Origin of the sequence: Marinoscillum sp. (assembly GCF_040222955.1) — a bacterium.
Lineage (GTDB): Bacteria > Bacteroidota > Bacteroidia > Cytophagales > Cyclobacteriaceae > Marinoscillum.
Genome location: NZ_JAVKCA010000001.1, coordinates 20,804 through 33,654, shown reverse-complemented (window position 1 = coordinate 33,654; position 12,851 = coordinate 20,804). Strand labels below are relative to the sequence as shown.

Below are 12,851 nucleotides of genomic sequence, written 5' to 3'. Positions count from 1 at the left end.
GGAGAGTGGCCGCACTGATCAGGTACAAGTATCCGTAGCAGACCAGGACGAGTTTCCCGACTACATAGGCTTCAAAACCCCCACAGGCACAATTCCTTCCCAAACAGGCAAAGACAAGCACACCCGTGAGCTGACCCTCAGCGGGCTGATGGCTGGAAATCCCACCACCCTGACGGCCTTTGCTACCCAGGGCTCCACTGACAACCTGATGGACTATTTATCTGCCGGGGCCACCCACCTGTACAAACACCAATGGGACAATGTACACAACCCCGAGGGTGTGACCAGCTGGCTGCAGGATGATGAGGAGGGGGCGATGGAGGCTGTTTTTCCAAGTCTTTATGCGAATGCATCGGAAGTAATTTATCAACTGGCCAATCCTAATTGCCTGTATATGGTAGATCCAAATGGGATATTGTTTGGGGTACCGAAAAGCAAGGGAGATAAAGTAACCCTTTACATTAGTCCTGATGTTCCTGCCGGAACCATTGCCCAATTCAGAATCAACGAGACCGTTTACAAGTTCTTCGAGTCAGGTTATTATTATGACTTAGGAGATGGCTATAAGTCAGCCACTTTTAGTGGTTGTGAAACTGACCAGGAGCAAGTTGAGAATGTATATTCCGTTTTCGAGGATAAAAATTGTGGACAACAAAAAATTGTCAAAGGGCGATTTAATGTGGGGTCTGACGTTTCCGGTGGCTTGGATCTGGAATTTGCTGAAGTGGTCTATCAGGAGGGTTCTCCAGATGATCTGCCTGAAGTTGGGGAAACAGACCTGCTTAAATCTGGCTATTTGGTTGGTGATTTTGGAGGTAATGGGGTGATGTTTTCCATCAAGATAAATAAAGAGGACCGCTACTTTTTCCGAAGGTTCACCCAATCTGATTTTACCGAGGAATTTTATCTATGGGAAGAAGGCTGTGGGTGGATTACCACTAATTTAGTGTCTGCGGAAGTCTTAGAAGAGTATCCTGACATTCTGACATTGATGGATATATGGACAGCCATTAAGAACGATCCTGTTCACTCAGGTCTGGGCGCTTTGGGCTTTATTCCTGTGGTTGGTGTTGTCTTTGATGGAGCAGACGCTTTTGTTTATTTGATAGAGGGTGATGTCTTGGGAGCCAGTTTTGCTTCTGCAGCTATTATCAGTAGCGGGGTTGCCTATGGGGTAAAGACAGCAGTAAAAATTGCCAGGAGTACAAAAACAGTAAAGACAGCCATCAAATTAACTGATGAGTATGCTGAGGGCATGGAAAATCTGCTGAAGGCCGCAGAGGCAAGTGCTACATCTAATCTGGGGGTAGAACGGCTGATGACCCTCCAGCGTTCGGTCATGGATTTGGCCACCAAGTACGGAGAAGACGGTATGCAAAAGCTGCTGAACCTCTCCAACCACATGGACGAGGTGGAGTTTCTCTTAGTGGCAGAAAAGCTTAATGACCTGGATAATGGAGCCGACCTCATTACTGATATCTCTAATGTGGGTTTTGCGGATTTTATTATTGCAAATGGAGGTGAAGGCCTAGATAGCTGGGTTAAGCTTAGTGGTTTTTCACCGTCCATCCGTACAAACGTTTCAAACCTTACCCAGAGAAAGTTACTTGATGAATATGCCGGAGGGATTGCCAATGCAACCAATGCCAGGAAAGGGAACTTTGGAGAAATTGGCGTAGATCTTGACTTGAATACAAAAGGTTATGAATCTTTACAGCCTAGAATTGCGGATATAAACGCCCCTGGTCATAATGGTATTGATGGAGTCTACCGTGCTCCTGATGGTAGTTATGTGATCGTGGAAGGAAAATATACGGGTTCAGCAACTTTGAATCCAGCCGACCCAAGTACAGGTTTGCCGAGACAAATGAGTGATGATTGGATTCAACAAAATAATGGTCAAAGGTTACTAGAAGCATTTGGTGGAGACCAAGGATTGGTTGACGATATTTTAGATTCTGGTTATTCTAGGGTATTAGCAAAAGTCAGTCCTGATGGGAGTGTTTCTTATAAATATGTTAGTGAAACAGGATACTTAAATCAGGGAGGTGGCCCACTTGGTGACTGGACTCCATAACTTTTAAAATGATGGTAAGAGATAGACACAGAGATCAAGAACATTTTCTGCTAGATATCAGGACAAAAACAGAATCACACGAAAATAGAGTTAGGAAGATAGAACAAGGGCAAATAAAGCCTGAAAGAATAATTTCTGTCAAGCAAAGTATGGCAGCCAATTTGATTCAAAAAGCAGTATCTAAATACTCTTTAGGTTCTCCAGTAGATGTTTTAACTGAGGATTTTAATGTAATTGTTGGCCTTATTGAGGAATCTTGGGCTGGCGGTGCAAGAAAACTAATGGGTTCAGAAAATACAGTATTAGATCAATATAATATTGATGCCCATATAGAACTATTACGAATGCTCTCAATCGGTTTTTTATGCGGTATGCCTGATGAGTTTTTTAAACGGTTAGGGAAAATTATCAAAGACGATAACGTTGTAGACCTTGTTTTCGAATGTATTCTTGCATCAAAATTAAATTCTTGGGAAATGAGGCCAGAATTTGAAAGCTATGCCTTTAAGCTCTACCTAAATCTGAAAAAGGCAATAGTGCAGTCTGATAAAGAAGAGGCTGAGAAGCTAATAAAAATCTTTTTGGAGAACGATTGGGCTAAGGAGCAGAAAAAAGCACAAATGTTTACAGAACCAAATAAGAGTTGGTATCATGGCATGTGGTCATTTGAGTCAGCAGCGTTGGTAGCAATTAAAGATTTAGACGATACAAGCTTTAGAGATAATGAATACTACCCAAAAGATTTAGTCGACTACTACCGATCAAATCACCCAGCGTAAGCCTGTTTAGTTTTGGCATCCCTCCGCCCTTTGGGCTTCCGCCCAGGCGGACAGTATGACCAACAAGCGAGAAGAGGGTAGTGCGATCCACAAATCCTGAGTCAATTAGAGACTGGCCTACTCCAAAACCCTGTAAAGGCAGGCTGATATCCATTTACTCCAGACTATGAATATTCTCAGCCCGTACTTACATTAGGGGCGCCTGAAAGGCCTCAGTTTTTGACTCACCATGTAGGCTACCTTCATCATGTCTGTTGGTGACAACACCAACAGAGGCAGGGTTGCACGATCTACGAATCCCAGGTTAAATGAGTAGCTGGCGTGCTCAAAGAATTATTTTGAGATGTATCCTGTGTCAGGACGTGTCATACCAGTAAATGAAATAATCGGTGACCTGTTACTTTTTTTTGTTCCTTTTTCTATATTCAGGCTTGCAAGAAGTCCTAACCAATTTGAAATGAAAAAAGTACTTGTAGTGATCATCACAGTGGCGGCATTTTTTCCAACCATAAGCCAAAGTCTAAAGGAAAAAAAGTTAAAAATTAACTATTTGCATTTCCCAGATCAGAATATTCCGTCTTATGCAAAAACATATACCATTTTATGTAAGGGGCCAGGGTTTGAAGCCAAGGATTGGGAGTCTCGAGTGAGGAAAAGTATCTCTATTTATAGCCTTGATTTTGTAAGCACTTTGGATAGCGCGGATATCATCGTGGAGGTGAATTCTTCAGAATTCAGGATAATTGAAAAAAAGGAGCGAAGTGAAACTAAGGAGAGCAATGGACAGAAGACCAAACTCTATTGGTATGATGTCACTTATACTTTACCAGTAGGTATTCTCATTTATAATAAACCAAAGACCGCATTCTTCCTCAACTTACGTGCAACTTATCAGGATTCAACTGTGCAATCCGGCAAGTTTGCCTACGGAGGTGCTGCCCTGGCAAATCTTGTGAGAGATTCAGACATAGACAAACTGTGTCTCAATGCCGCTGCTGCAAAGCTCAGAAAAATCATCGATTCAAAATTTAATCCCAAACCAAAGCATTTTGAAACGGTCATTTATACTGCATCAGGCAAAAAACTCAAGTATGACGATTTGGATGATGCCTATTCAAGGATGAAGGAATTGTTTAAAGAAGATATTGAAGTCAGACTCCACGATGACCAGAAGAGCGAGCTATCATCTATTGCCAATAAATGGGAAGAGGTCTTGCTTGAAGGTGACGAGTATGATCCTTTATCAAGAATCAACAAAGTGGTGATGTCAGGTATAAAATTTAATCTCGCCTTCGCTTACGCTTGGCTGGGTGAGTTTGAAAAATCTTATGCAAGCCTGGAAGAGTCAAGAGAGTATGGCCATGCAATGCCAGAAAAATTCGAATTGTGGCTCTCTAACTATCAATCTGGTTATATGCTTACAACCCCCAATGCTGATTTTGAAAAAGTACTTATCGGGCGCTGGAGACTCTCGGGGCTGAAAAATGCTAAGGGTGAAGACATGATTGAAAAGGCGAGTGAGTGTCATAAAATGCAAGTTTACAATTTTAAGAAGTATCGAAAATTCGAAATTGAAAACCCTGAGAAGGATCAAGAATTGTGTGAGACCGAGTCTATTTTCTGGAGAGTGTATACAAACAAAAGGGACGAATCCAGGTATTTACTTTACGACGAGGATCTTGAATATCTTAACAGTGATGCCACTGGTATTTTTGAAATTATTGCTATTAGTCAAAACCGATTTGAAATGAAAGGGGAAATAGCGCTTGGGGGGCTTGATACTACTTGGGAGGCCTATATTACCTATGAGCGAATTGATTAAGTGATTTGTTATGGCAATTTTCCAGGCTCTACATCCTTGTCTCGTGACCAACAAGCAAGATCTAGGAAATCCTACCTTACCAAACATGACCTGGAAAGCCAAAACCGATGCCTATGGAATTTATTTTTATAAGCATCGGTTGAGCTTTTTATAGGCATAGAATTTTTTCTCATGCGCATGAGTTGGGAAAGTCATGCGCATGGCTTTTCAAAAACGCTAAGCCCATTCCTCACTTATCTCATACAGCTTCCCGCAAAATATTGTTCGTTGTACTTTACCTACCGGTTTCCACAACATATATTTAACCTCCTGTTTTCTATACCGAAATGAATCACATGAAATGTACCCTGATGATACTCATGCTGGCAGTGGTGGCCACCGCTGCAGCACAGCCAGCCAACGACCTGAAGGAATACCTGGAGGCCGTCCGGAAGGGAAGTTATGATCCGGTGCCCCCATCTGTTTTGAAAGCCACAGAGGCCATGCCGCTTTTGGACGTATTGGCTGCTTATGAGCAGGACACCATCGTGCGGGTGAGATCCCGGGCCTATAGCATCGCCCGGCGTATTGGTACCAAAAGTGAGGTGCCGGAGGTACGTGCCACGGTGGTGGATCAGCTAACGATGGGGATCGGTGATCCTGATGGCGGGATCAGCGGGGGATGCAGCGGTGGACTTACGGGATTTGCACCTGATGATTTTAGTGTCCCTGTGAAAGCGCAAATCCAGGCGTATTTATTGCCCGCCACACCACACCTGGATCAGGTGGCCATGCTGATTGGGTACCTGGGGTATGACCCAGCTTCTGCCAGTTTGCAGGGTCTCCTGCAGGAGCGGCTTAGCAGCACCAACAAATGGTCTGTGAGGCTGGCACTGGCCAGAATGGGTGATCAGGAGTCGGTGACTTTTATTATGGAAAAACTGACAGCTGCCGCCGTGTCCGACAACCTCGTCTATGACGTGGTGCCCGGATTGGTTTACACCCGTGAGCCAGCCATTTTTGAGTTTCTCGAGCAGATCATCAGGCAGGATGAGCCCTTGTGCCAGAGTGCTGACCCGGACAGCAGCCGTAAGATACGCTGTGGATACCGGGTGCTCGAATACATGGCTTATGCCATAGAGGACTTCCCGATCCCTACCGATGAGGATGGTGAACTGGAGCTCGACGACTATGAGGCTGGACTGCAGGAGGTGCGTGCGTGGTTTGACAGCCATGAGACCTACAGCTTTAAAATGGATGTTTACTAACCATTTTTGTAACCCCCTTTTGATTCAATCAGTTTAACCACACCATGAACCTATCCAATAGCCTCCAATTTCTCAATGCGCTTGCAGCCAACAATTCCAAAGAATGGATGGATGACAACCGCAGCTGGTACCAGGAATGCCGGCAGGAGTTTATCGCTTTCATTGGGGAGTTGATTCAGCAGATGCAGGCATTCGATCCGGGGTTGGCTGGCATTCAGGCCAAAGACACCATTTTCCGGATCAACCGGGACATTCGCTTTAGCAACGACAAGCGACCCTACAAGACCAACTTCGGTGCGGCTATTTCAGAAGGGGGCAAGCATTCCGAAAACCCTTCTTACTACCTGCATGTACAGCCGGGTGAAAACTTCATCGGTGGGGGCATTTATATGCCACAGGCAGAGGTGTTGAAAAAGATCAGGGAGGAGGTGGATTACAATCCTGAGGAACTTAAGAAAATAGTGAGCAGCCCGGCTTTCAAAAAGGTCTATGGCGAGATCCGTGGTGAAAAGCTGAAGACGGCACCCAAGGGTTACCCCAAAGATCACCCCAATATTGAGTTTTTGAAGTTGAAAAGCTACGTGGTGTTGCATGAGCTGAGTGATGCCGAGGTGACCACAGATCGGCTGATAGAGGACGCAGTGACCTATTTTAAGGTGATGAAGCCCTTCAATGATTACCTGACGGTGGCAGTCAGTTAATTTTTTTTGAATAAAAAAATGAAAGTGTTTGCAATACTTCCAAACTGTACTAGATTTGCAATCCGTTTTTGAGGGTCCTATCAAAAGCGAGCCCGAAAGGGCGCTTAGCTCAGCTGGTTCAGAGCACCTCGTTTACACCGAGGGGGTCGGGGGTTCGAATCCCTCAGCGCCCACATCCAAAGCCCAATTCGTTTGATGACGGATTGGGTTTTTTTGTGTCTGAATTTTTGGAGGGATGAGAACCCCCGCTAAACGTTTGGTTTGAAATGCGCAGCATTCACGAGGGGCTGTGCGGCATGGGCGATTCCATCGCATAGGGTACGAGTAATCCCTCAGCGCCCACATCCAAAGCCCAATTCGTTTGATGACGGATTGGGTTTTTTTATGCCTGAATTTTTGGAGGGATGAGAACCCCTGAAGAGCGTTGGTTCGAAATGCGCAGCATTCACGAGGGGTTTTCATCAGGGAGCATCAAAGGATAATGGACAATTCAAAAAAGAACTTCAGCTATATCCAAACGGGATCACATCATATTTCCAGGCATTGAACCAGCAAAAACTGTCGTGGTGACTACCAATGCGCATTACCTTGAAGATTGTGCTGATAATTTCCTTTAGGTTGAATAGAATTGTCCGAATCAATCAACTGCCTATGGAACCCTTTGAATACGTTGTGGTCCTTTTTTCCCTGATATTGGGCCTGGGAATTGCTCAGTTACTTACAGGTATTGCGGACATTGTTTCTAACCTTAAGAATACCAAAACGACCCTGGCACACTCCGTGATGGTGTTCAACGTCTTCCTCCTTCACATCCAGGAATGGTGGTACAGCTACCAGTATGCCAGCGATGTGAAAGTGTGGACTTTGCCACTGGTGTTATTCCTGCTTGTCTACCCTATTTTGCTCTTTCTGCTCGCCAGGATGCTCTTCCCCACCGGACTCAGAGGTCATGAGACCAACCTGGAAGAGTATTACTATGACCAGTGGAAGTGGTTTTTTGGGATTACCCTGTCCATCATAGTGGTCAGCTTTTTGCAGAACATCATCGTCTCCGGATGGGCCATTACTTCTCAGATTCCGCAGTACCTGATGGCGTTGGCTTACATTGCTTTTCTAACACTGGACATCCAAAACAAGAAGGCGCATAATATTTTTGTGATTCTTCAGGGGCTGGCCTGGCTGATCTGGGCCATTGTAGATCCTTATGAACTGAAGTAGAGTAGCAAATATTGAAAAACATTGGGCGCCACCAGCGCCCAATGTTTTTGTCATGCTCGTCTTAATTGATGGCGCCCATGACCCTCTTCATAAAGCCATTGAGTGCTTCTTTCTGAGGGGTGCCATTTTTGATTTCTTTCTGAACCTCCAGCGCACCATACATATTGGAGAGTAACTCTCCAATCACGTCCAGCTCCTCATCTTTTATGCCTTTGGCTTCCGACATATGCTCCAACAGTTCGATGGTCTCCACCACCCAATCCTCGTCGTTTTCCTCTACAAAATCAATGATGTGCTTAATTATTGGCAATCTCATTTAAAATAGTTGTTATAGTTTCTTCTTTATTTCCTGCTGCCTGTGACACCAATACGCCATTTTTAAATCCCGCAAATGTGGGAAGGTTTTTCACCTCGGCCAGGCCTCTGGAGCCCGGTAGTTTCTCGGCATCCACATAGACGAAGAGCACGTGCTCATGCGCTCCTGCCAAACGCTTAAATTTTGGCTTGATCATGCGACAGTTTCCACACCAGGTGGCTCCATACTGGACCATCACACGTTCGTTCTCTGCTAAGATATTTTGTAAGTTGTCCTCGGTTAATTCAATCATGCTCTGAAAAAATGGTTAAAAATCTGAGCGCGAAGATGATTAAACTATTATTGATCAAGATTATCTGTTGATAAGTTTAGGTTATAGTAGCGTTTTCAATCCCTGATGCTACTCTCTCTGATCAATAACTCGCTGTGTAGCACCACCGTCTCGTTGAATTCCTGATCCGGATTATCGATTTGCTGAATCAGCAGCTCAGCGGCTTTTTGACCCATTTCATACCCAGGTTGAGACATAGTAGAGAGGGAAGGCTCGTAGAGGGTGCCGATGGACCAATTGCTAAAACCAACCACAGCCACATCCTCCGGCACTTTCAGTCCGGCGGCTTTCATGTTTTTGATGGCACCTATGGCCAGCATATCGGTGGCGGCAAAGAGCCCATCGATCTCACGAGCCTGCACGAGCTCACGTGTACTTTCCATGCCATCATCGTAGTCTCCAGAGTCGCAATGGATGATCCAGCTATCTCGTGTGTTGAGTCCCGCCTCTGACAAGGCCTTATTATAGCCGGCCAGTCTGTCTTTGTTGATAAACAGGTTAATTGGCCCTCCAACATAGGCTATTTTGGTGCATCCCTGCTCAATGAGGTGCTTCACGGCCTTGTAGCCCGCATCAAAGTCATCCAGAACCACTTTGGGGGCCTCTATTTCGTCACAAATACAGTCAAAAAAGACCAGAGGAAGGCCACGGTCTACGAATTCCGAGAAGTGATCAAATTCGTTGGTTTCCTTAGAAATACAGGCCATCAGCCCATCTATCCGTCCATTGATGAGCGCTTTGGTGTCTATTACTTCGCGTTCGTATGATTCGTGAGTGGAGCAGATAATCACATTGTAATCATTGGAGTAGGCAAAATCCTCGATGCCACGGATCACCATGGCAAAAAACTCATGCACAAGCTGTGGGATGATGATACCCAGTGTTTTGGTTTTGTTGCTTCGCAGGCTCAGCGCCGTGAAGTTGGGGCGGTAGTGATACTTTTTTGCCAATTCTTTGACCGCCGCTCTGGTTGATGGTTTGACCAAAGGATTATCTGCCAGTGCCCTGGAAACTGTCGATACTGAAATGTTCAATTCGAGGGCTATGTCCTTGATGGTAACTGATCCTTTTTTCATGTTAGGGCAAGATAATGAACTATAAAATTACCCATTCTTTATCCAAAGAAAATTTTCAAAAAGGGTTTCGGTGAGGAATGCCCAAAAAGGGCCTTCAGGCATCTTAGAAAAGTCATATTTTATGACTTCAAAAATTATCTATCCATTGCAAACGTTTGCAATTATTCAATTACCAAAATCGCTCTCTTTTTATATCAAATCGTTTTTATAATTCTTTTTATTTCGTTTTCTTGGAGGTTGTAATGGTCAGAATATCATTTCGTAAATTGACTTTTAGTTAAAAGTTTAGAAACAAATTGTAATAGTATGAAGAAGTATTTACTCTTAGGTTTATCGTTGATTCTGTCCGCCACACTGTGGGCGCAGGAGAGAACGGTGACAGGTACAGTAACCGATGCGGAAACAGGTGAAGCTGTTCCGGGCGCCAACGTTGTTGAAAAAGGAACAACGAATGGTACCATTACCGACTTCAATGGTCAATACAAATTGGCTGTGGGTGATGGTGCAACACTTGTGTTTTCGTTTGTGGGCTATGCCTCATCGGAAGCCGTGGTAGGATCTCGTGGTGTAATTGATGCCGCACTCGATCTGGATGTACAATCTCTATCAGAAGTAGTGGTAGTAGGATACGGTACACAGGACAAGAAGGAGATCACCAGTTCAGTAGCGAGTATCAGCTCTGAGGATTTCAACCGTGGTACGGTGAATGATCCTGTGCAGCTCCTACAAGGTAAAGTGGCTGGTTTGAACATCACCAAGCCTGGTGGTGACCCAAATGGTGGATATAACATCCGACTGAGAGGAATCTCAACTGTTGGAGCCAATGCCTCCCCACTTGTAGTAATTGATGGAGTAATTGGAGGATCACTTTCTACAGTTGACCCTAACGATATTGCATCCATTGATATCTTGAAAGATGGATCGGCTGCTGCGATCTACGGTACTCGTGGATCCAGTGGAGTAATCCTCGTTACCACTAAGACTGGATCAAAAGGCAAAATGCAGGTGGACTATAATGGTTCATACGCTGTTGAGTCCATTTACAATACCATCGACTTTATGACCGCCGATGAGTACAGAGAAGTTGCCGGAGCTCAGGATTTTGGTTCTGATACGGACTGGATGGATGAGGTAACTCAACTAGGCCAGGCACAGGTGCATAACTTGTCGCTTTCAGGTGGTACAGGACAGACCAGCTACCGTATTTCCATGAACTACAGGGATACCGAAGGTATTGGGGTTGGTACTGGATTTAGCCAACTGAACGGCCGGGTGAACATTACCCAGCGTGCTTTAAATGACCGTGCGAAGATCACCGTTGGTGTATCCAGCACCACTAAAGAGGCTAACTATGGCTTTGCTGAATCTTTCAGATATGCAGTGGTGGCTAACCCGACCATGCCAGTGAATATTGCGGCTAATGGTGGTGGATTAACAGCTCAGGGTGGTTATGCACAGAGAGATATTTTTGATTTCTTCAACCCGGTGGCCATAGCTGAGCAAAACGTCAACGAAGGAGTGGATCATCGCATACTAGCCAGTGTGAAAGCTGAGTATGACTTCAGCGACCTTGTAGACGGCCTCAGTGCCTCAGTATTCTACTCCAGACAGGAGGAGAATGATCTGAGAGGGGAGTACTATTCCAAGAGCTCAAAGTTCAGAGGAGCAGGTCGAAATGGTTTTGCTAGAAAATCTAATGAAAGAAGAACAAATCAGCTTTTTGAATCTACTGTCAACTACAACAAGGATGTGAGTGACCTGAACATTGCCCTTTTGGGTGGTTATTCTTATCAGGAATTCTTCACAGAAGGTTCTGGTATGGAAGGTGGTGATTTCCTGACTGATGCGTTTGGCTACAATAATATGGGTGCTGCCCTGGACTTTGCGAATGGTCTTGGTAACCTGTGGAGCTATGCAAACTCTTACAAACTCATAGGATTTTTCGGTAGGTTAAACCTGAACTACGATAACACTTATTTCCTTTCTGCAAGTGCCAGATATGAAGGTTCTTCGAGATTTGGTATCAATAACAGATGGGGTATTTTCCCTGCGGTGAGTGCTGGTGTGAACATTACCAACCTCGTGGAAATACCGACTGTCAATAGCTTGAAATTGAGAGGTTCGTTTGGTAGAACTGGTAACATACCAGGTCAGTCTTACTTGTCTCTTCAGAGATATGGCCCTCAAGGAAACTTCTTTTACAATGGAGAGTACGTTCCGAGTTTTGGTCCTGTGAGTAATCCTAATCCTGATCTTTCCTGGGAAACCAAAGACGAAATTGATGTGGGAATCGACTTTACATTGTTGGATAACAAACTGAGTGGTACTGTGGACTGGTACACCAGAACAACCACGGATATGATCCTTTCTGTAAACGTACCCGTGCCACCAAACTTGTTTGGACAGACTTGGGTTAACATTGGAGAGTTTGCGAATTCAGGACTTGAAATCGCCTTAAACTATCAGGCTATTGTTACAAATGATTTCACCTGGTCTACCGGTGTGAACTTCTCAACGTTCAAAACTGAAGTAGTGAGTTTGACTTCTGGAGACTTATCCTTCGGAGAAGGTGGTGTGCTTTACAGAGCTAATATGGGAGCACCTGGTCAGAATGATACCGAGTTGGTAAGAGTCAAAGAAGGCGAGGAATTGGGTCAACTTTGGGGACCTGTACAAATCGGTGTTGATGAGGATGGTACTCCTCGTTTTGCTGACCTGAGCGGTGATGGTTCTTACTGTAATTGTGATGATGACCGAACAGTACTTGGGTCAGGTCTACCTGATGCCACTTTCGGTTTCAATAACTCTTTCACTTACAAAAACTTCGACCTGAATGTGTTCATACGAGGAGCTGTGGGTCATGACCTGCTGAACAGCTACAGAGGGTTCTACGAGAACACTGAGTCTACTACAGTAGGTAACTACAATGTTGTGAAGACTAAGTACTATGATCCAAGTGTTAAGAAAGCCTCTGTGAACAGTGTTCACGTGGAGAGTGCTGATTACGTGAAAATTGATAATGCTACGATCGGTTACAACTTCCCAATGCAAAGCGGCAGTGCTGTACGTAAATTGAGATTGTTTGCGTCTGTTCAGAATCCATTTGTATTGACCAATTATTCAGGTGTGGATCCTGAGGTAAGGTATGAGGACAGGAATGACAGTGATAATGGCGGCCGTCCTGGTGATGCTGATACCCTGTCACCTGGTATCGAGAGAAGGTCAACTTACTTCACCACCAGAACCTTCACGTTGGGTTTAAACCTGGGCTTCTAAAAACTTAA

General features: G+C 44.7%; 10 protein-coding genes and 1 tRNA gene. 8 read left to right on the top strand and 3 right to left on the bottom strand.

Features of this window, described 5'->3' with window-relative positions:
* The 7 genes from RIH33_RS00115 to RIH33_RS00085 all read left to right on the top strand — a co-directional run.
* The coding region (locus RIH33_RS00115) for a hypothetical protein (protein WP_406658684.1) at positions 1–2,077 on the top strand (2,077 nt) is incomplete at its 5' end.
* An 8-nt stretch (positions 2,078–2,085) separates the two neighbouring features.
* On the top strand, positions 2,086–2,856 hold the full coding sequence (locus tag RIH33_RS00110) for a PoNe immunity protein domain-containing protein (protein ID WP_406651038.1): 771 nt from the start codon (positions 2,086–2,088) through the stop codon (positions 2,854–2,856).
* A gap of 457 nt (positions 2,857–3,313) precedes the next feature.
* Positions 3,314–4,678, top strand: a complete 1,365-nt coding sequence (locus RIH33_RS00105; protein WP_406651037.1) for a hypothetical protein — start codon at positions 3,314–3,316, stop codon at positions 4,676–4,678.
* Between the two features lie 335 nt (positions 4,679–5,013).
* Positions 5,014–5,925, top strand: coding sequence for a hypothetical protein (locus RIH33_RS00100; protein ID WP_406651036.1), 912 nt, complete (start codon positions 5,014–5,016; stop codon positions 5,923–5,925).
* A gap of 44 nt (positions 5,926–5,969) precedes the next feature.
* Positions 5,970–6,626 carry a DUF2461 domain-containing protein gene (locus RIH33_RS00095; protein ID WP_406651035.1) on the top strand — a complete coding sequence of 219 codons (657 nt, stop codon included), beginning with the start codon at positions 5,970–5,972 and terminating at the stop codon, positions 6,624–6,626.
* 98 nt (positions 6,627–6,724) lie between these two features.
* Positions 6,725–6,799, top strand: a tRNA-Val gene (locus RIH33_RS00090).
* A gap of 478 nt (positions 6,800–7,277) precedes the next feature.
* A complete protein-coding gene (locus RIH33_RS00085) occupies positions 7,278–7,844 on the top strand; it encodes a hypothetical protein (protein WP_406651034.1) in 567 nt (188 codons plus the stop codon).
* 61 nt (positions 7,845–7,905) lie between these two features.
* Here the strand turns inward: RIH33_RS00085 and RIH33_RS00080 are convergent, their stop codons facing one another.
* The 3 genes from RIH33_RS00080 to RIH33_RS00070 form a co-directional block, all read right to left on the bottom strand.
* The gene (locus tag RIH33_RS00080; RefSeq protein ID WP_406651033.1) at positions 7,906–8,160 is read right to left on the bottom strand and encodes a DUF6952 family protein; all 255 of its coding nucleotides are present in this window, start codon (positions 8,158–8,160) and stop codon (positions 7,906–7,908) included.
* Positions 8,141–8,452 carry a thioredoxin family protein gene (locus tag RIH33_RS00075; RefSeq protein WP_406651032.1) on the bottom strand — a complete coding sequence of 104 codons (312 nt, stop codon included), beginning with the start codon at positions 8,450–8,452 and terminating at the stop codon, positions 8,141–8,143. The genes RIH33_RS00080 and RIH33_RS00075 overlap by 20 nt, the downstream gene beginning before the upstream one ends.
* A gap of 95 nt (positions 8,453–8,547) precedes the next feature.
* Complete coding sequence (locus RIH33_RS00070; protein WP_406651030.1) at positions 8,548–9,567, bottom strand: LacI family DNA-binding transcriptional regulator; 1,020 nt, start codon at positions 9,565–9,567, stop codon at positions 8,548–8,550.
* Positions 9,568–9,873: 306 nt separating this feature from the next.
* Between RIH33_RS00070 and RIH33_RS00065 the strand changes: the two genes are divergently transcribed.
* On the top strand, positions 9,874–12,843 hold the full coding sequence (locus RIH33_RS00065) for a SusC/RagA family TonB-linked outer membrane protein (RefSeq protein ID WP_406651029.1): 2,970 nt from the start codon (positions 9,874–9,876) through the stop codon (positions 12,841–12,843).
* Positions 12,844–12,851 lie beyond the last annotated feature (8 nt).

What these genes read in the sequence shown, in the direction of transcription:
- RIH33_RS00110 (WP_406651038.1), top strand. Translation starts at nt 2,086, where the DNA reads ATGATGGTAAGAGATAGACACAGAGATCAAGAACATTTTCTGCTAGAT.
- RIH33_RS00075 (WP_406651032.1), bottom strand. Translation starts at nt 8,452, where the DNA reads ATGATTGAATTAACCGAGGACAACTTACAAAATATCTTAGCAGAGAAC.
- RIH33_RS00085 (WP_406651034.1), top strand. Translation starts at nt 7,278, where the DNA reads ATGGAACCCTTTGAATACGTTGTGGTCCTTTTTTCCCTGATATTGGGC.
- RIH33_RS00080 (WP_406651033.1), bottom strand. Translation starts at nt 8,160, where the DNA reads ATGAGATTGCCAATAATTAAGCACATCATTGATTTTGTAGAGGAAAAC.
- RIH33_RS00105 (WP_406651037.1), top strand. Translation starts at nt 3,314, where the DNA reads ATGAAAAAAGTACTTGTAGTGATCATCACAGTGGCGGCATTTTTTCCA.
- RIH33_RS00095 (WP_406651035.1), top strand. Translation starts at nt 5,970, where the DNA reads ATGAACCTATCCAATAGCCTCCAATTTCTCAATGCGCTTGCAGCCAAC.
- RIH33_RS00070 (WP_406651030.1), bottom strand. Translation starts at nt 9,567, where the DNA reads ATGAAAAAAGGATCAGTTACCATCAAGGACATAGCCCTCGAATTGAAC.
- RIH33_RS00065 (WP_406651029.1), top strand. Translation starts at nt 9,874, where the DNA reads ATGAAGAAGTATTTACTCTTAGGTTTATCGTTGATTCTGTCCGCCACA.
- RIH33_RS00100 (WP_406651036.1), top strand. Translation starts at nt 5,014, where the DNA reads ATGAAATGTACCCTGATGATACTCATGCTGGCAGTGGTGGCCACCGCT.